General features: G+C 66.2%; 18 protein-coding genes. 6 read left to right on the forward strand and 12 right to left on the reverse strand.

The genetic code is table 11. From position 1 onward, the window contains the following. Positions 1-4: 4 nt before the first annotated feature. Together KRR55_RS00615 and KRR55_RS00620 are read right to left on the reverse strand one after the other, a co-directional pair. Positions 5-1,615 carry a carboxyl transferase domain-containing protein gene (locus tag KRR55_RS00615; protein WP_217387107.1) on the reverse strand — a complete coding sequence of 537 codons (1,611 nt, stop codon included), beginning with the start codon at positions 1,613-1,615 and terminating at the stop codon, positions 5-7. A 39-nt stretch (positions 1,616-1,654) separates the two neighbouring features. After that, positions 1,655-2,305 (reverse strand): TetR/AcrR family transcriptional regulator, encoded by a 651-nt coding sequence (locus KRR55_RS00620; protein WP_217387108.1) that lies wholly within the window; start codon positions 2,303-2,305, stop codon positions 1,655-1,657. 267 nt (positions 2,306-2,572) lie between these two features. Between KRR55_RS00620 and KRR55_RS00625 the strand changes: the two genes are divergently transcribed. Both KRR55_RS00625 and KRR55_RS00630 read left to right on the forward strand, forming a co-directional pair. Next, entirely contained in the window at positions 2,573-2,884 is a 312-nt protein-coding gene (locus KRR55_RS00625) for a type II toxin-antitoxin system RelE/ParE family toxin (RefSeq protein WP_254455776.1), read from the forward strand. Between the two features lie 5 nt (positions 2,885-2,889). Next, the gene (locus KRR55_RS00630; protein WP_217387110.1) at positions 2,890-3,195 is read left to right on the forward strand and encodes an XRE family transcriptional regulator; all 306 of its coding nucleotides are present in this window, start codon (positions 2,890-2,892) and stop codon (positions 3,193-3,195) included. Between the two features lie 80 nt (positions 3,196-3,275). Here KRR55_RS00630 and KRR55_RS00635 read toward each other — a convergent pair whose 3' ends face one another. Both KRR55_RS00635 and KRR55_RS00640 read right to left on the reverse strand, forming a co-directional pair. Then, positions 3,276-4,238, reverse strand: coding sequence for an Lrp/AsnC family transcriptional regulator (locus KRR55_RS00635; RefSeq protein ID WP_217387111.1), 963 nt, complete (start codon positions 4,236-4,238; stop codon positions 3,276-3,278). A 141-nt stretch (positions 4,239-4,379) separates the two neighbouring features. After that, positions 4,380-5,804 (reverse strand): amidase, encoded by a 1,425-nt coding sequence (locus KRR55_RS00640; RefSeq protein WP_217387651.1) that lies wholly within the window; start codon positions 5,802-5,804, stop codon positions 4,380-4,382. Positions 5,805-6,103: 299 nt separating this feature from the next. On the opposite strand from KRR55_RS00640, the gene KRR55_RS00645 reads away from it, so the two are divergent. The 3 genes from KRR55_RS00645 (at position 6,104) to KRR55_RS00655 (ending at position 8,860) form a co-directional block, all read left to right on the forward strand. Next, the gene (locus KRR55_RS00645) at positions 6,104-6,826 is read left to right on the forward strand and encodes a DUF5058 family protein (RefSeq protein ID WP_254455716.1); all 723 of its coding nucleotides are present in this window, start codon (positions 6,104-6,106) and stop codon (positions 6,824-6,826) included. Positions 6,827-6,862: 36 nt separating this feature from the next. Beyond that, positions 6,863-7,585, forward strand: coding sequence for a hypothetical protein (locus KRR55_RS00650; RefSeq protein WP_217387113.1), 723 nt, complete (start codon positions 6,863-6,865; stop codon positions 7,583-7,585). Between the two features lie 66 nt (positions 7,586-7,651). After that, on the forward strand, positions 7,652-8,860 hold the full coding sequence (locus KRR55_RS00655) for an amidohydrolase (RefSeq protein ID WP_217387114.1): 1,209 nt from the start codon (positions 7,652-7,654) through the stop codon (positions 8,858-8,860). Positions 8,861-8,990: 130 nt separating this feature from the next. On the opposite strand, the gene KRR55_RS00660 is transcribed toward KRR55_RS00655, so the two are convergent. Genes KRR55_RS00660 through KRR55_RS00670 form a run of 3 tightly spaced genes read right to left on the reverse strand, consistent with a single transcriptional unit; the run spans position 8,991 to position 11,517 of the window. Further along, positions 8,991-10,160: an acetyl-CoA C-acyltransferase gene (locus KRR55_RS00660; RefSeq protein WP_217387115.1), complete on the reverse strand. Its 1,170-nt coding sequence runs from the start codon at positions 10,158-10,160 to the stop codon at positions 8,991-8,993. After that, on the reverse strand, positions 10,157-10,807 hold the full coding sequence (locus tag KRR55_RS00665; RefSeq protein WP_217387116.1) for a CoA transferase subunit B: 651 nt from the start codon (positions 10,805-10,807) through the stop codon (positions 10,157-10,159). Before KRR55_RS00665 ends, KRR55_RS00660 begins: the two co-directional genes overlap by 4 nt. 5 nt (positions 10,808-10,812) lie before the next feature. Then, complete coding sequence (locus KRR55_RS00670) at positions 10,813-11,517, reverse strand: CoA transferase subunit A (RefSeq protein WP_217387117.1); 705 nt, start codon at positions 11,515-11,517, stop codon at positions 10,813-10,815. Positions 11,518-11,668: 151 nt separating this feature from the next. On the opposite strand from KRR55_RS00670, the gene KRR55_RS00675 reads away from it, so the two are divergent. Beyond that, positions 11,669-12,457 carry an IclR family transcriptional regulator gene (locus KRR55_RS00675; RefSeq protein WP_418888817.1) on the forward strand — a complete coding sequence of 263 codons (789 nt, stop codon included), beginning with the start codon at positions 11,669-11,671 and terminating at the stop codon, positions 12,455-12,457. Positions 12,458-12,467: 10 nt separating this feature from the next. On the opposite strand, the gene KRR55_RS00680 is transcribed toward KRR55_RS00675, so the two are convergent. From KRR55_RS00680 to KRR55_RS00700, 5 genes are all read right to left on the reverse strand, one after another. Continuing rightward, positions 12,468-13,445, reverse strand: a complete 978-nt coding sequence (locus KRR55_RS00680; RefSeq protein ID WP_217387119.1) for a glycerate kinase — start codon at positions 13,443-13,445, stop codon at positions 12,468-12,470. A 10-nt stretch (positions 13,446-13,455) separates the two neighbouring features. Beyond that, the gene (gene kce / locus KRR55_RS00685; protein ID WP_217387120.1) at positions 13,456-14,388 is read right to left on the reverse strand and encodes a 3,5-dioxohexanoate:acetyl-CoA acetone transferase; all 933 of its coding nucleotides are present in this window, start codon (positions 14,386-14,388) and stop codon (positions 13,456-13,458) included. A gap of 18 nt (positions 14,389-14,406) precedes the next feature. Beyond that, positions 14,407-15,186 carry an SDR family oxidoreductase gene (locus tag KRR55_RS00690; protein ID WP_217387121.1) on the reverse strand — a complete coding sequence of 260 codons (780 nt, stop codon included), beginning with the start codon at positions 15,184-15,186 and terminating at the stop codon, positions 14,407-14,409. A gap of 33 nt (positions 15,187-15,219) precedes the next feature. Beyond that, a complete protein-coding gene (locus KRR55_RS00695; RefSeq protein WP_254455717.1) occupies positions 15,220-16,515 on the reverse strand; it encodes an MFS transporter in 1,296 nt (431 codons plus the stop codon). Between the two features lie 114 nt (positions 16,516-16,629). Further along, positions 16,630-17,688: a LacI family DNA-binding transcriptional regulator gene (locus KRR55_RS00700; protein ID WP_217387123.1), complete on the reverse strand. Its 1,059-nt coding sequence runs from the start codon at positions 17,686-17,688 to the stop codon at positions 16,630-16,632. Between the last annotated feature and the right edge of the window lie 31 nt (positions 17,689-17,719).

Genomic DNA, 17,719 nt, shown 5'->3' on the forward strand with positions numbered 1-17,719 from the left:
TGCATCACATCCTGAAAAGGCCGAAGGAAGTCTCCGGAAGCGGTTGGGTGGCGCAGACATCCAGGGCCATCCCCAGCACCCGGCGGGTGTCGAGCGGGTCGATGACCCCGTCGTCCCAGAGCCGGGCCGTGGAGTAGTAGGGGTTGCCCTGGGATTCGTACTGCTCCTTGATCGGGGCCTTGAAGCTCTCCTCGTCCTCGGGGCTCCACGTGGAACCGGCGGCCTCGAGGGCGTCCCGCTTGACGGTGGCCAGCACGGAGGATGCCTGGTTCCCGCCCATCACCGAGATCCGCGCGGCCGGCCACATCCACAGGAAGCGCGGGGAGTAGGCCCGGCCGCACATGGAGTAGTTGCCCGCGCCGAATGACCCGCCGATGATCACCGTCAGCTTGGGGACCCTGGCGGTCGCCACGGCGGTGACCATCTTCGCCCCGTGCTTGGCGATGCCGCCGGCCTCGTAGTCCCTGCCCACCATGAACCCGGAGAGGTTCTGCAGGAACACCAGCGGCACGCCGCGTTGGTCGCAGAGCTCGATGAAGTGGGCGCCCTTGAGCGCGGATTCGGAGAAGAGCACGCCGTTGTTGGCGATGATCCCCACCTTGTGGCCGTGGATGCGGGCAAAGCCGGTGACCAGCGTGGTGCCGTAGTTGGCCTTGAACTCGTGGAACGCGCTGCCGTCGGCAACCCGTGAGATGACCTCGCGGACGTCGTAGGAGGCGTTCACGTCGGTGGGCACTGCCCCGTAGATCTCGGCGGGATCCTCGCAGGGGTCGGCAACGTCGCCGATGAGGTCCCAGACGGGATCGGGGGTCGGCGGCAGGGTGTCGATGATGTCGCGAACGATGGACAGGGCGTGGGCATCGTTTTCGGCCAGGTGGTCGACCACCCCGGAGGTCGAGGCGTGCAGGTCTCCGCCGCCGAGTTCCTCCGCGGTGACGATTTCGCCGATGGCCGCCTTCACCAGGGGAGGGCCGCCCAGGAAGATGGTTCCCTGGTTGCGGACAATGACCGTCTCGTCGCTCATGGCCGGGACGTAGGCACCTCCCGCCGTGCAGGATCCGAGCACTGCGGCAATCTGCGGGATCTTGGCCGCCGAGAGATTGGCCTGGTTGTAGAAGATGCGCCCGAAGTGGTCGCGGTCGGGGAAGACCTCGTCCTGCATGGGCAGGAACGCGCCGCCCGAATCGACCAGGTACACGCAGGGCAACCCGTTTTCCAGCGCGATTTCCTGGGCACGCAGGTGCTTCTTCACGGTCATGGGGAAGTAGGTGCCACCCTTCACGGTGGCGTCGTTGCACACCACCATCACGTACCGGCCGTGGACCATGCCGATGCCGGTGATCAGCCCGGCGCCGGGGCAGTCGCCGCCGTACATGTCCTCGGCGGCCAGCGGGGCAATCTCCAGGAAGGGCGAACCCTCGTCCAGCAGTGCATCCACCCGGTCGCGGGGCAGCAGCTTGCCGCGGTCCACGTGCCGCTGGCGCGTCTTCTCGGATCCGCCGCGGGCGGCCGTGGCGAGGCGCTCGCGCAGTTCGGCGACCAGCCGCGTCTGTTCGGCGGCATTCTCCAAGAAGGCGGGGCTGGCGGTGTCGATCGTGCTGGGCAGGGCTTCCATTGATCCTCTTTCGAAGCGGAAAACGTTGGGGGTGCTGTGTCAGCGGGCTGTGGCCAGGGGTGCGCCCGGAGGTTCGCTGGCCAGATGCATCGGAGGGCGGATGAAATCGATCCCCGAGAGCATCGCCGAGTCGGCTGAAAGGATCTTGCAGGCCATGGCCACGAAGTTGCGCTGGACCTCGGCAAGAGTCAGCCGTCCGTCGGGCCGGTACCAGTGGGCCACGCCGGTTCCCATTTCCATCAGGGCCAGGCGCGCCATGGTGGCGTCGTCCGCGGAGAAGTCGCCGACGCGGATTCCGCGCTCGACGACCTGGGCGAAAAGCGATTCGTAGTCGTCGCGGAGCTTCTGCATCGCGCTTCGGTTCTCGGGCGACAGTGCGCGCATCTCGTATTCGGCCACCCGGGCCGTCAGCGGATTGGTAGCGGTGAAGCCGACGTGTGCGGAGACCAGCGCCGCCAATTGGACGGTTGGCTCTGCGCTAATGCGAAGGGCCGCCGAGCCTGAGGCAATCATGGCGTCGAGGCATCCGCGCATGACCTGCACCAGCAGTTCTTCCTTGCTGCCGGTGTAGTGGTAGATCGTGGCGGAGTTGATGCCCGCGGCCGCTCCCAGCTCGCGGATGCCGGTGGCGGCGAAGCCCTGCCGGGCAAAGAGCATGACGGCGGACTGCTGGACCTTGCCGATGTTCACTATGGACTCCGTTGTCGAACGTGCGCCTTGGCCAATCAATTGATTGGTTCCACGATTCAAGCAAACCCTGTGATGACGCTCACTGTCAATCACTTGATTGATTCTGCAGTGAGTGAATGAGTGAAGTTATGACGAGAGTTCGAGCAGCGTAGTCACGCGCCTAATTGTCGGACATCTCCGCGTAAACCTCTGGAGTTATATAACCCTTGTGTTGTATCGTTGGGTATGGAGTGGGTCATTGACACTGAACTCATCGCAGACTGGCTCATGGGACTGGATGATTCTTCCTATGGCCAAGTCGTTGCTGCCCTTGAACTGCTGGGCGAGAGAGGGCCACATTTGGGTAGGCCTTTGGTTGACTCCATCGTCGGATCGGAACATGGCAACATGAAAGAGTTGCGACCGGGCTCGAAAGGACGGACGGAGCTGAGACTGCTCTTTGCATTTGATACCCGGCGTCGGGCTATCTTTTTAGTGGCTGGCGACAAGTCCGGGGATTGGGCTGGTTGGTACAAGAAGAATCTCCCCATTGCTGATGAACGATTATCGCGGCACCTTGAGCACGAAGACGGACGGTGAGGAAAATGGCGAAGAACCTAGAGGAACTGTTAAGAAAACGCCCCGTGGATCGGGCCGTTGTGGAGGCCCACAAGCATCGAATGTTGGAAGAAATCCGTGCTTTTAAGCTTCGGGAAATGCGCGAAGCTGCCGATTTAACCCAAAGCGAAGTTGCGACTCTTTTGCAGGTTAGCCAGAATCGGGTTTCTCGTATCGAACACGGCGACATTGAGCGAACGCAAGTGGATACATTGCGCAAATACGTCGAAGCAATCGGTGGACGCTTGCGCATTGAAGTTGAATTGGGTGACGAACGCCTGGAGATTGCATAGGCGGAAGGTTGTTCCGAGTCGCTGGCGCAGGTGTGAACCTCGACCCACACCAAGTGAACCGTGCGACGTCGCACGCTTGGTCAGAGCAATTGCCCGCCGCGCTTGCGCGCCTGCAGCACCATGGTGGTCTGCAGATCCGTCATCGACTTGCTCCAGGAAGAATCCGACAGGAAGTCGTAGAGCTGTGCGGGGGTCGCGACGGTGATGTCAGCGACCAGCTGGCAATCGCCTGCCACCGCGGCGGCGTAGCGGACTTCCGGGCGCTTGGCCAGGGCGGTGCCGAGTGCCTCGACCTGGTGCGGAGCGGTGTGTATCCACAGCAGCGCCTCGGTGTTCAAGCCCAGCGCCTCCGGCTCGACCAGGGTGCGGATCGCCAGGTGGGAGTTGCGGATCAGCCAGTCGATGCGCCGGGACACCGTGGACTCGGAGAGCCTGACCTGTCTCGCGATCGCCTCCACGCTGGCGCGGCCGTCGCGCTGCAGGGCCTGGATGATCAACTCGTCGTTCTCGGTGAGCCTGGCCGTTGCTTCGCGGACGACTTGCTGTCGGGTGTCGTCTCTGGTCAGCTCCGTGTGCAGCGCGAGTTCCTCCGCGGCGGTGAGCACCCCGATGCGCCACCCCCGGATGGTGCGGAAGTACTTCAGGACCGGATAGGTCGAGCAGGTGATCAGCCCAGGGGTCGAGGGCACCTGCAAGGTGAGCAGCTCATTCAAGGCGTTCGCCTCGCAGATGACCTCGGCGACCACGTCTCCGACCCCCGTCACCATGTAGCTGAAGGTGGTGTCGGGACGCTGGGCCAGCGATTCGCAGGCGAGCCTGGCCGTTCCCGGGGTGCAGGCCAGGCGCATGATGACCGCCGACTCGCGCGTGCGTAGGGCCGCAACGGAGATGACCTTGGAGGCGAGAAGCTCCGCGCCCTGCCGCGCCACGGTGCGCTCATGTTCGTCGAGCACCTGGGCGATCTTGCGCCAGGTGGCGCGGCCGTCCACCTGGAGGGCGCCGATGATGCGTTGCTGCAGTGAGCTGAGCTCGCCTTGGGCCATGGGGTCCCCTTCAAGTGGAAGTTGGCCGGCCGCGGGTCGGCCAATGACTGGCACTTGGCAACGCGCCGTGGCAACAGCGTATCCAATGCACTGCCCGCGGCGGACTCCCGTGCGGGGCCCGGCGGCCGGCATTGGGCGCCGTCACCGGATTTCCTGTCCCTTCAATCTTGCGGCAATCCACTCCGGGGCCCGCTCGGCGTAGCGCGTGCGCTGCTCGAAGTCCCGGGCGTAGGCCAACAGAGCCACGTCCTTGTAGTGGTTGGCAGTCATCTGCAGGCCCACGGGCAAACCGTCGGCGGTGAACCCGGCGGGCATGGAAAGCGCCGGCAAGGAAGTGCCGGAGATGAGACACGCTGAGCGCATCCAGTCGAGGTAGGTGGTGGCGGGCGTGCCGGCGATGGTTTGCGGGTAGCGCCACGTCGCATCGAAGGGCAGGACCTGGGCGGCGGGACTGAGGAAGAGGTCGAAGCGGGCGAAGAATGCCTGAACGGCGATTTCCAGGCGGGTGCGCGCGGCCGTGGTGGCAATCAGGTCCTCGGCGTCCAGCGCCCAGCCCTTCTCGACATTCCAGATCACCTCGGGCTTGATCAGTTCACGTTTGCTGCGCACCAGGTCGCCGAGGTCAGTGGCAAAGTCGTAGGCGCGGGTGTTGCCGAAGACCAGATCGGCATCGCGAAGGTCGATGCTGGCCTCCTCCACGTGGGCGCCTGCCTGTTCGAACACGGCGATCTGCGCATCCAAAACGGCCAGGACCTCCGGCTCGACGGGGACGCCCAGTCCGAAGTCCCTGCTGTAGCCGATGCGGATTCCGCGCAGTGCATTCGGCGGGAGATTCGCGAAGTCACGGCCGGTCAGCGTGTTTGGTGTCAACACCTTGTCGCTGTCACCGGCAGTGGCCTCCATGAACAGGGCAATGTCGTCGACGGTGCGGGCCATCGGGCCGCTGCGTGCCAGCCATGCCCACGAATTGGTGGCAGACGGCATGGGGATCACGCCGTAGGAAGGGCGGAAACCCACCACGTTGCAAAAGGATGCGGGAATCCGCAGCGAGCCGCCCATGTCGGAGCCCTCGCCCAGCGGCTGGATGCGGGCGGCGATGGCAGCGGCAACGCCCCCCGAGGATCCGCCGGCGCTCAGCGCAGTGTCGTAGGGATTGGTGGTCGTTCCAAAGACCTCGTTGAAGGTGTGCGAGCCGGCCCCGAACTCGGGAACGTTGGTCTTACCCGTGCGGATCGCGCCGGCCGCGGCCAGCCGTGCGATTTGCAGGTCGTCGGTCTGCGGGACGTTGTCCTTCAGGGCCGGCGATCCCTGGGTGGTGAGCAGGCCCGCGGTGTTGAACGTGTCCTTGTGCGTCATCGGCAGGCCGTGGAGCAGCCCGGTGGGCTTGCCCTGCGCGGTTGCCTCATCGGCCTTCGCGGCGAGTTCGCGGGCCCGCTCGAAATCGGTGGTGACGACGGCGTTGATGGGGCCGTTGACCCTCTGGATCTGGTCGATGTGGCTCTCGAGTGCTTCCCTGGCCGACAGGTCGCGGCGCTTGATTGCTTCGGTCATCTCCCGGGCGCCCATGTCTTGAATCGCGTTCACGTTATCCACGTCCTCTTGGTTGCTCGGCCCTGCGCCGAGATTGCTGATGACCACAGTCTGTCCGCGCCTCACGCCGCGTGAATAGTCTGGACGGGAAATTGGTCCATGATGCAGGAAAACGACAAATCCTTGACCAAATCCTTCATTGGTTGCCAGGGACCCGTCGACAGCGCAATCTGGAACAAAAGAGACGTGGCTCACAGTTTAGCCCGGAGTGTGGCTGGCAGCGGCGGCGTCGACGAGACCAAAGGAGAAATGCGATGCCGCATATCCGACCCCTCATGGCAAACCCGACATCCACGGATATCTGGGCCGTGGCGAACACCCCGATCCTGTGGATTTGCGCGCTGGGCGTCTTCGCCGTGATCTTCGTGCAGACCTTCCTCTACATCAAGGCCGCCCGCCGCGCGGCGCCGCACATCGGCATGCCGACCCGCGAGCTGAAGGAGTCCTTCAGGGCCGGGGCAGTGGCCTCGATCGGCCCCTCGTTGGCAGTGGTGCTGGTGGCCATCGCCCTTTTGGCGCTGTTCGGGACGCCGGCGGTGCTGGTCCGCATCGGGCTCATCGGTTCCGCCTCGACGGAAACCGCCTCCGCATCCCTGGCGGCGATTTCCATGGGCACCGTGCTCGGCGGGCCCGAATACACGCAGCAGGTCTTCGCCGTCGCGTTCATGGCCATGTCCCTGTCGGGAGGCATGTGGATGCTCTCCACCCTGGTGCTGACGCCCGTGCTCAAGCGCGGCGGCAAGAAACTGGCGAAGGCCAACCCGGCGGTCATGGCGCTGATTCCGGCCGCCGCATTGCTCGGCGCCTTTTCGATGCTGGCCATCGCCGAGCTGCCCAAGTCCAATGTCCACGCCGTCACATTGATGATTTCCGCGGCAACCATGTGCCTGTGCCTCTTCCTGGCCAAGCTGCTCAACGCCCGGTGGCTGAAGGAATGGGCGCTGGGCTTCGCCATCATGGTTGCCATCGCCGCCGCCTACCTGATGCACACGGCCTAGACCCCCATTTCCTGCGAGCAAGAAAGTAGAAAAACCATGACCACCCCCGTCGCCACACACGCCGATGCCTCCATGGCCCGTTTCGAATCTGAGACCACGCGCTACGGATCCCTGACCATGATCGCCGGCCTGGTGTTCTCGCTGCTCGGACCCATCTACCTGGTCTTCTTCTCGGGCCTGGAAATCACCGGACCCATGGTCTGGATCGCCTTCGTCGCGGTCGCCGCCACCTTCGGGGTCTTCTGGTTCGTCGAGCCGCTGACCTACTTCCCGATCCTGGGATCGGCCGCGATGTACCAGGCCTTCATGATCGGGAACATCTCCAATAAGCTGCTCCCCGCCGCCATCGTTGCCCAGTCCAGCATCAACGCCAGGCCCGGAACCCGGCGCGGCGACCTGGCTGCCGTGATGGCCATCGGCGGCGCAGCCACCGTCCACCTGACCAGCCTGCTGGTCTTTGTCGGGCTGCTCGGGACGTGGCTGGTCTCGATGGTCCCCGCCAGCATGATCGAGGTCGCCCGCCTCTACATCCTGCCCGCGCTCATGGGTGCCGTACTCGTGCAGGCCATCGTGAGCATGAAGCGCCTGCGGCCCACCGTCATCGCCGTAGCCCTGGCCCTGCTGTTCCAATTTGTCATCGTGCCCGCAGCACCCAAGACGGCACTCTTCGCCACCGCCCTCGTCGTGGTGCTCTCGATCATCCTGTCCTGGGTGCTGCGCGACCGAAAAGAAGTCCATGTCGCCACCGAGGTCGACTGACCCAACCCTCCGCCGGCCTCCGCCACCTGCGGCACCGGACACCGAACGAAAGGAAACACGCACATCATGACCGCACCCACCCTGGACCTCGCAGGCATCGCCACCGACTGGATGCACGAGCAGTACCTGCACCTGCACCGGCATCCCGAACTCTCCATGCAGGAGCACGAAACCGCCGCCTACATCGAGGCACGCCTCGCCGAACTCGGCATCGAGAACTTCCGCTGCGGCGGCACGGGCGTGGTAGGAATCCTGCGCAACGGCCCGGGCAAGACCGTGGCCTTCCGCGCCGACACCGACGGGCTGCCGATCAAGGAGGACACCGGGGCCGACTACGCCTCGACGGCGACCTCGCATTTGCCCGACGGCACCGAGGTCCCGGTCATGCACGGCTGCGGTCACGACACCCATGTCGCGGTGCTGCTGGCCGCGGCGCGATTCCTTGCGGAAAACAAGCCGGCGTGGCACGGGACCCTCGTGCTGGTGTTCCAGCCCGGGGAGGAAACCGGTGCCGGGGCCCGGGCCATGGTCCAGGACGGACTCTGGGAGCGGGCGCCGCGGCCCGACGTCGTGCTCGGACAGCACGTCTTTCCCTACGCGGCCGGATCCGTGCACATTTCCTCCGGCACCGCGATGGCCCTGGCCGACGCCCTGAAGGTGACCCTGCGCGGGAAGCAGTCCCACGGCTCACAGCCGCAGGACTCCATCGACCCGATCCTGCTCGGCGCCCACATCATTGCCAGATTGCAGGGGATCGTTTCCCGGGAGCTGGCACCGACAACGCCGGCGGTGGTGACGGCCGGGACGTTCCACGCGGGCCTGAAGGAAAACATCATTCCCGACCGGGCGGAGTTCACGCTCAATGTCAGGACGCTGACTCCCGAGGTTCGCGCCACGGTGCTGGAGGCGATCACCCGGATTATCAACGCGGAAGCCCAGGCCTCCAACGCGCCCGCACCCCAGATCGAGCACATCTACGACTTCCCTCGCTGCTACAACGATCCCGCACAGACGCAGTCGGTCATAGCGTCGTTGCGCGCCGAGCTGGGGGAGGAGCAAGTGGTCTTGGCCCCGCCGGTCATGGGCAGCGAGGACGTGGGCTGGCTCGGGGACTCCATCGACGTGCCCACCGTCTACTGGTTCTTCGGGGGATTCCCCGCCGGGCAGGAACATCCGCCGGTGAACCACTCGCCGTACTTCCTGCCCGCGATGGAGCCGACCCTTTCGGCCGGGGTCCGTGCGGCGGTGGCAGCGATCTCGGGCTACCTGGCCTAGAAACCAGGCGCGTGTGGAAGGCGACGAGTCCGCCTGAACCATGGTCCAAACAAGAGCGCTCCCACACCTTGAGGAGATGTGGGAGCGCCCGTGCTCGTGTTCGGCCGAATGGGGCCCGGGGGAGTTGGCTTTACAGCGCCCGCAGGATCACTGCGCTGCCCTGTCCGCCGCCGCCGCAGATGCCGGTGGCGCCCACGGATCCGGCGCCGAGCTCGGCCAGCTGGCGGGCCAGCGTGCCGACGATCCGGGTGCCCGAGGCGCCGATGGGGTGGCCCAGGGAAATGGCTCCGCCCTTGGTGTTCACGATGTTCCCGTCGATCCCGAGCTTTGCCACCGACTGGACGCCAACGGCGGCAAATGCCTCGTTGATCTCCACGGCCTTCAGGTCGGCGGCGGAGATCCCGGTGCCTTCAAGCGCGGCCAGGATGGCGTTGGCCGGCTGTTCGTGCAGCAGCACGTCAGGTCCTGCGACCAGCGCGTGGGAAACGACCTCGGCAATCGGCGTGATTCCCAGGCGCTCGGCGGCGGCCTTGCTGACCAATACGATCGCCGCTGCTCCGTCGGTGATCTGTGAGGCACTGCCCGCGGTGATGGTGCCGTCCTTGCTGAAGGAAGGACGGAGCTTGGATAACGACTCGGCCGTGGTGTCCGCGCGGATTCCGTCGTCGGCGGAGATGACAACATCGCCGCGGCGCGAGGAAATGGTGAAGGGCGCGATCTCTGCGGCGTGGAAGTCGGCTGCCGCAGCGGCCCGCTGGTGCGAACGGGCGGAGAACTCGTCTTGTGCTTCACGGCTGATGCCATGCTTGCTGTTGCCGTCTTCGGTAGAGGCGCCCATGGAACGTTGTTCGAAGGCGTCGGTGAGTCCGTCGTGTTCCATGGTGTCAAGGACTTCGAGGGCACCGTACTTCGTGCCGGCGCGTGCGCGCTGCGCGTGGGGTGCCAGCGACATGGATTCCTGGCCGATGGCAACCACCACGTCGGCCTCGCCGGCGTCGATCATGCGCGCGGCGGCCACGACGGCCTCGGTGCCCGAGAGGCAGACGGCGTTCAGTGTCATGGCCGGCACGCTGTAGCCGATGCCGGCTCCCACGGCCGACTGGCGTGCGGGGTTCTGTCCGGCGCCGCCCTGCAGGACCTGGCCGGCGAAGACCCGCTGGACCTCGGAGGGGTCGATGCCGGCGCGTTCCAGGGCTGCTGCAGCGGCGTGGGAGCCAAGGGCCGTGCCCGGAATTGCGGCCAGTGCCCCGTTGAATCGGGCGAACGGGGTGCGGGCGTACCCGGCGATCAATGCGCTCATGCTGCTTCTTCTTCCTCAAGGTCAATGGTGAATGGTGCGCCGGTGGACTCGCGCAGGGACTCGACGGTGATGCCCGGCGCCACGGCGCGCAGCACCAGGGCGGAATCGAGAACGTCGAACACCGCGCGGTCGGTGATGATCCTGTCCACCACGCCGACCCCGGTCAGCGGCAGGTCGCAGGTCTCGACGATCTTCGGGGTGCCGTCCTTGGCCACGTGGTCGGTGATCACGATGACGCGCGGGGTGCCGGCGACCAGGTCCATGGCCCCGCCCATGCCCTTGACGAGCTTGCCGGGGATGGTCCAGTTGGCCAGGTCGCCGTTGGCGGCCACCTGCAGGGCGCCGAGGATCGCGGTTGCCACGTGGCCGCCGCGGATCATCCCGAAGGAGGTGGCCGAGTCGAAGTAGCTGCCGCCGGGCAGCAGGGTGACGGTCTGCTTGCCGGCGTTGATCAAGTCGGCGTCCTCTTCGCCCTCGTAGGGGAAGGGGCCCATGCCCAGCAGTCCGTTCTCGGACTGCAGGGTGACGTTCACGCCCTCGGGCAGGTTGTTGGCCACCAGGGTCGGGATGCCGATGCCCAGGTTCACGTACTGGCCGTCGGTCAGTTCGCTTGCGGCAATCGCCGCCATTTCATCGCGTGTCCACATGCCGTTTATGCCTCCTGGCGGACGCGCACGGTCCGCTGTTCGATGTCCTTGACGCCGTCGGTGGCGACGACGTGCTGCACGAAGATGCCCGGGGTGTCCACGAGGGACGGATCCAGGTAGTCCTCGTGGATGAGCTCCGCCTCGGCGAAGGTCACACGCCCGGCCGCGGCGACCAGCGGGTTGAAGTTCCGTGCCGTCATGCGGTAGCGCAGGTTGCCTTCCGGGTCGGCCTCGAAGGCACGGACCAGGGAAATGTCCGCGACGATGCCGCGTTCCAGGATCGCGGCGCGGCCGTCGAATTCCATGGTTTCCTTGCCCTCGGCGACCGGGGTGCCCACTCCGGTGGGGGTGTAGAAGGCGGGGATGCCCGCGCCGCCTGCCCGCAGGCGCTCGGCCAGCGTGCCCTGCGGGACGAACTCGACCTCGAGCTCGCCGTCGAGGAACTGCTGGGCGAAGAGCTTGTTCTCGCCCACGTAGGAGGCCAGGACCTTGGCGACCTGCTTGTTTTCCAGCAGCACGCCCAGTCCCTTGCCGTCCACGCCCATGTTGTTCGAGACGATGGTCAGCCCGGTGGCGCCCGAGTCGCGCAGGGCGGTGATGAGCCGGCTGGGGATTCCGCTGAGGCCGAATCCGCCGACCGCAATGGTCATTCCATCGCGCACGGTTGCGGCCAACGCCGCAGCGGCGTCGCCGATGACTTTCGTTGCCATGGTTCTCCTTGTGTCGTCCACGATGTGGAGTGCTTCAATGTCCTGCTCTGACCGTACTGATCCGGCGTTATCCCGGTCAATAGACCGGGCCAATGTGACCTGGATTGCTCGATGGGTGGTTAGTTGGGTGAATCTCGACCATAATATGGACATGAATTCCTCGTTCCCCGGTGCCCAGGTGGTGGGCCGTATGGCGGCGGTGCTGCGTGCCGTCAGCACCGCGATGCCCAGGGGCATCTCCACGGCGGAGGTCGCCCGAGGCACCGGACTGGCGCGCCCGACCGTCCACCGGCTGCTCGCTGCGCTAACTGCCGAGGGGTTTTGCGACCACGACAACCAGGAGGGGCTGTGGCTGCTGGGCCCGGAAATGTACCTGATGGGGACCGTTGCGGCCGAGCGCTACGACATCACCGAGATCGCCCGCGACCACGTTGCCGCCCTGGCCGATGCGACGGGTGAAAGCGCGTTTCTCTCCGTGCGGCGGGGTGATGAGACAGTCTGCCTGCTGCGGGCCGACGGGGCCTTCCCGATCCGCTCCTTCGTGCTCTACGAGGGCAAGCGCTTCCCGCTCGGGGTGGCCTCGGCGGGGCTGGCCATCCTGTCGTTCCTGCCCGAAAAGGCGATCGAGCGCTATCTGGAAGGCAGGGACCTGGCCGCGGAACATGGAAGCGACCACGCCCCCGAGCCGTTGCGCCGGCGCATTGCCGAGACGCGGGAGCGCGGCTGGGCGGAGAACCCCGCACTGATCGTGGAGGGAAGCTGGGGGATGGGTGCCGCGGTCTTCGACGCCGCGGGCCAGCCCGCCTGGGCGCTGAGCCTGACCGGGGTCGAATCGCGGTTCTCGCCCGAGCGGCGCCCCGAGATGGGCCGGCTCCTGATGCACCACGCGCACGAGTTGACCAAGAAATTGCGCGGGGAGCAGGCGCTGCCAACTCGCTGAGTATGGAAGCCTAAAGCTGTCTGGCGGAAGCGAGAAGCTGCCGGGCAATCTGCCCGCCGGCGGCGCGCATGCGCATCTCGTCGGTGGCCACCACAACCCGGGCGAAGGCGTCCCGCGGAGCATCTTCGGTGACCGAACCGACCACGGCGTAGACAGGAATGCCCGCGCATCGGGCCATGATGACCGAAATGATCTTGCCCTGCGGGGTCTGGGAATCCAGGCGACCTTCGCCCACGATGACCGCATCGGCCTGCGCGACTTCGTTCTCGAAGCCGATCGCGTCGAGCACGAAGTCGGCGCCGGAGCGCAGTTCTGCACCGAAGCGCGCCCAGAGCCCGCCGCTGAATCCACCGGCCGCTCCTGTCGCCGGCACGCCGCGGGGGTCCCGCGGCAGCGTGGTCGCCAACTCGTGCAACCGCGCGGTCAAGACCGGGACTTCCTGTGGGGTGGCGCCCTTTTGCGGGCCAAAGACCACCGCGGCGTCCTCGAAGGGCGTGGTGACATCGCTGAGCACCACAACCCCCGCCCCGCGCAGCCCGCCGTGTTCGGTGATCGCCGCGCACGCACCCGCACCGCCGTCGGTGGTCGCCGACCCGCCCGCTGCCACCACAAGTCGTCGGGCACCGCGCCTCACCGCATCAATCATGAGCAGGCCGGTGCCGTAGGTGTCGGCGGTGAGCGCATTGCGTCCACCCGGAGCCGGCAGGGTGATCCCGCTGGCCGCGGCCAGGTTGATGTAGGCGGTGCCATCGACGCCCAGGGAATAGGCGGCACGAACGGGATCCCGCCACGGCCCCACGGTGTCCGCGTGGATCTGCTCGGCACCGAGCGCGGCACCGAGGATTTCCTCGGTGCCTTCCCCGCCATCTGCAACAGGCAGCTCCAGGGCCTCAGCGCCCGCGGACCTGGCTCCGCCGGCGATCGCCGCGGCGACCTGGGCGGCGGTATAGGTGCCCTTGAAGCTGTCGGGGGCAATCAGGATTTTCATGGTGTCTTTCCTAGAATCCGACGTTTTCGCGGCCCTTGAGCTGCAGCATTTCGCGGGCCTCGTCGGGGGTGGCAACCTCGAAGTTCAGTGCCTCGAGGATGGTGCGGATGCGGGTGACCTGTTCGGCGTTGGAGACGGCCAGCTGGCCGGGGCCGATCCACAGCGAGTCTTCCAGGCCCACGCGGACGTGGGAGCCCATGGCCGCCCCGATGGTGGCCAGCGGCATTTGGTTCTTGCCCGCGCCCAGGATCGACCACTCGTACGAGTCCCCGAAGAGCCGGTCGGCGGTGCGGCGCATGTGCATCAGGTCCTCGGGGTGCGCCCCGATGCCGCCGAGCAGCCCGAAGACCGACTGGACGAAGAGCGGGCCCCGGGCCAGCCCGCGTGCCTGGAAGTGCGCGAGATTGTTCAGGTGCGAGATGTCGTAGCACTCGAACTCGAAGCGGGTGTCGTTCGCGTTGCCGATCTCCAGGATCTTCTGGATGTCGGCGAAGGTGTTCTTGAAGACCAAGTCGCGGGAGTTCTCCAGGCCCTCGCGTTCCCACTCGTGTCCGAATTCCTTGAAGCGATCCAGCATCGGGTAGAGGCCGAAGTTCATCGAGCCCATGTTCAGCGAGGCAAGTTCCGGGGCGAACTCGATCACCGGGCGCATGCGTTCCTCCACGCTCATGTGCGGGGAGCCGCCGGTGGTGATGTTGATGATCGCGTCGGTGTTGGCCTTGAGCTTGGCCAGGATGGGTTCGAAGTGGGCGGGGTCCTGCGACGGACGCCCGTCCTTCGGGTCCCGGGCGTGCATGTGCACGATCGAGGCCCCGGCCTCGGCGGCACCGATCGCGGCATCGGCGATCTCATCGGCCGTGACGGGCAGGTGCGGGGACATGGTGGGGGTGTGGATCGCGCCGGTGACGGCGGAGGTGATGATGACCTTGCGTGTACTTGCCATGATGATGGGTCCAGATCCTTAGTAGAGCTTTTCGGTGTTGCCGTCAACGGCCATGGCCTGGCCGTTGACGCTGCGGGCCAGGGAGCTGGCCAGGAAGACTGCCATGTCGGCGATGTCGCCGGCCTCGACCAGTCGGTTCAGCGAGGACTGGCGGTGGTAGAGGTCGGAGACCTCCTGAAGCGGGCGGCCGAGCATCGCGGCCTTGGCCTCGATGACGGCTTCGATGCGCGGTCCGTTGACGGCGCCGGGGCAGATGGCGTTGACGCGGATGCGTTCGTCGCCCAGCTCGATGGCCAGGGTCTTGGTCAGCCCGATGACCGCCCACTTGGATGCCGAGTAGGCGCTGCGCCCGGCCATGCCCAGGCGCCCGGCGGCCGAGGAGAGGTTGACGATCGAGGCGTCGCTGCCCTCCCGCAGCAGCGGGAGCAGGTGCTTGATGCAGTAGAACTGTCCGTGCACGTTCACCTCGAAGGTGGACTTCCACGCCGCGGATTCCAGCGTTTCGATGGGTCCGGTGGGCCCGGCGATTCCGGCGTTGTTGACCAGCACGTCCAGCCCGCCCAATTCGGTGCGGACCACTGCGGCGAGCTCGATGACCTGGGATTCGTCGGACACGTCGCTTACCGCCGCGGCGAAGCCGGCCGCCCGGGCCGCCTCGACGGCCTCCGTGTTGATGTCGGTGACGAATACTGCAGCGCCGAGTTCCTTGAATGCGGTGGCGATGGCCAGGCCGATGCCGGCGGCTCCCGCAGTGACCAGCACCCTGCGGTCGGTGAAGTCGAGTCTGTTGTTGTCCATGGTGGCGCGTTTCTTCCTGGTTGGGGAGGGAATCTAGTGGGCGGCGACGGAGGACTTTGCCGGGTCCTCGGTGCCGCGCTTGAGCTTGCGGGTCAGCAGTGCGCCGATGGCGCACATGGCGACGATGAACCAGAGGCCCGAGAGCTTGTTTCCGGTGGCTTCTTCCATGAAGCCCATGACGTAAGGACCGAGGAACCCGCCGAAGAGGCCCACGGTGTTCACGAAGGCGATGCCGCCGGCCAGCGCGGCGCCGGAGAGACGCGTGGCCGGGTAGGTGAAGAGGATCGGCTGAAGGGCGAAGAAGTTGAACGCGGCCAGGCAGAAGCCGAGCATGCCCAGGATCGGTCCGCCGATGGCTCCGAGCGTGAAGCCGGCGACGATGCCGACCATGGTGGAGGTGGCGATCAGCCGGGAGCGGGAGGCATTGGTGGCCAGGCGCGGCAGCAGGAGGGCGCCGGCGGCGGAGAAGATCCACGGGATGGAAGTCAGCAGGCCGATCTGGATGGTGTTCAGCGTGCCGTAGGTGCCGATGATCGAGGGAAGGAAGAAGCTCAGAGCGTAGACCGCGATCTGGTGCGTGAAGTAGATGGCCACGACCAGCAGGATCTGCTTGTCCTTCAGGACGTGGCGCAGCTTCGAGTTTCCGGAGGCCTTGGCGCCGGCAGTTTCTTCGGCCAAGATGCGGGCCTCGAGGTCCTCGGCTTCCTCGCGGGTGAGGAACTTGGATTCGGTGGGCTTGTTGGGCAGGGCCTTCCAGACGACGAAGGCCAGGAAGCAGGCGGGGATGCCCTCGATGATGAACATCCACTGCCAACCGTGCAGGCCGCCGAGTCCGTCAAGGGTCAGCAGCACGCCGCCCAGCGGGGCGCCGACGATGTTGGCGATGGAGACGCCGAGCAGGAACATGCCGTTTGCCTTGGCGCGGTCCTTGACCACGAACCACTGCGTGATGAAGTAGATGACGCCGGGGAACAGCCCGGCCTCGGCGATGCCCAGCAGCATGCGCAGGATGTAGAAGGACCATTCGCCCTGCACGAAGGCCATGCAGGCCGAGAGGATGCCCCAGGTGATCATGATGCGCATGATCCAGAAGCGGGCGCCGACCTTGTGCATGATCAGGTTCGAGGGGATCTCGGAGAGCGCATAGGTCAGGAAGAACAGCCCGGCGCCGATGCCGTAGGCGGTGGCGGAGATGCCGAGGTCGATCTCCATCCGGTCCTTGGCCATGCCGATGTTCGTCCGGTCGATGAATGCCATGACGTACGCGGCAATCAGCAGCGGCATGATGCGCCGGAAAATGATCTTGTTGACGACTTCGGGTGACCGCATGGTGGTCGTCCTTGCTGTTGTAGGCATCTCAATGACTTTCTGGATCGGGCATGGCGGGGGAAGGCGGCGCGGGCGCGCCAGGGGGAGTGATGGAGTATTGGGAGAGGGGAAGGGTTACTTGGCGCCGGTGTCCGGAGGGCAGCCGCAGGTCCGGCCGATGTGCAGCCGGTGGGCGCACACCGAGTGCTTGTAGGTGCCGCGCGGGCGAGTGATCTGGTCAAGGAGAAGTTCGAAGGAACGCTCGGCCATTTCCTTGACCGGTTGGACGATCGTGGTCAGGCCGATGAGCAGGGAGCGGCTGCGCGGGAGCCCGTCGCTGCCGACCACCGCCACGTCCGCGGGGATGCGCAGCCCCAGGGAGAGCGCATGTTCCATGACGCCGATGGCGATCTCGTCCGAACCGCACACGATGGCCCGTGGCGGGTTGGGCGAGCCGAGCAGCTTTTCGGCCGCGACCCGTCCGCCGTCGGAATTAAGCCTGGTGCTGATCTTCCGGTCCCCGGTGATCGCCACGCCCGCGGCGCTCGCCGTGCGCACGAAGGCTTGTTCCCGGACCAGAGACGCGGTGGAAAAGCGCGGGCCGATGACCGTGGCGATTTCCGTGTAGCCGTGGTCCAGGATGTGGCCCATGAGGTCGGACGCGGCGGCATCGTCGTCGATGCCCACGAAGTCGCCGGGCAGGTGGTCCGAGCGCCGGGACAGGCACACGTAAGGGATGCGTTTTTGGCGCAGGGTCCGCAGCGCCCGGGAGTCCTCGCGCAGCGCGGCGGCGATGATGACCCCGTCCACGTTTCGGGCCGCCAGGGTTCCGGCGACCTGGGCGAGCGATTCGGGATCGTCCTGGGTGGTGGCGACGAAGACCTCGAAGCCCTCGGCGGCGGTGGCGTTGATGATGTGCTGCGCCCACCCGGTGTACATCTGGTTGACGATATTCGGAAGGATCAGGCCGACCACCCGGGTCAGCAGCGGATCGCGGCCGGCCGAGTTGCCGGAGGGCCGGAACCCCATTTCGTTGGCGATCTTCACGACGTGCCGCCGGGTTTCCATCGAGGCCCCGGGCCGCCCGTTCATGATGTAGCTGACCGTGGCCGTGGAAACTCCCGATGCGCGGGCCACCGCTGCGGCGGAGACCCGAGTGGGTCGGTCCGTCGGGGTGTCGGTATGGCTCGGCATCTTTGCCTCCTTCGCGGTGTCGGTTCCACGG

Source organism: Paeniglutamicibacter quisquiliarum, from assembly GCF_019084045.1.
Taxonomy (GTDB): Bacteria; Actinomycetota; Actinomycetes; order Actinomycetales; family Micrococcaceae; genus Paeniglutamicibacter; species Paeniglutamicibacter quisquiliarum.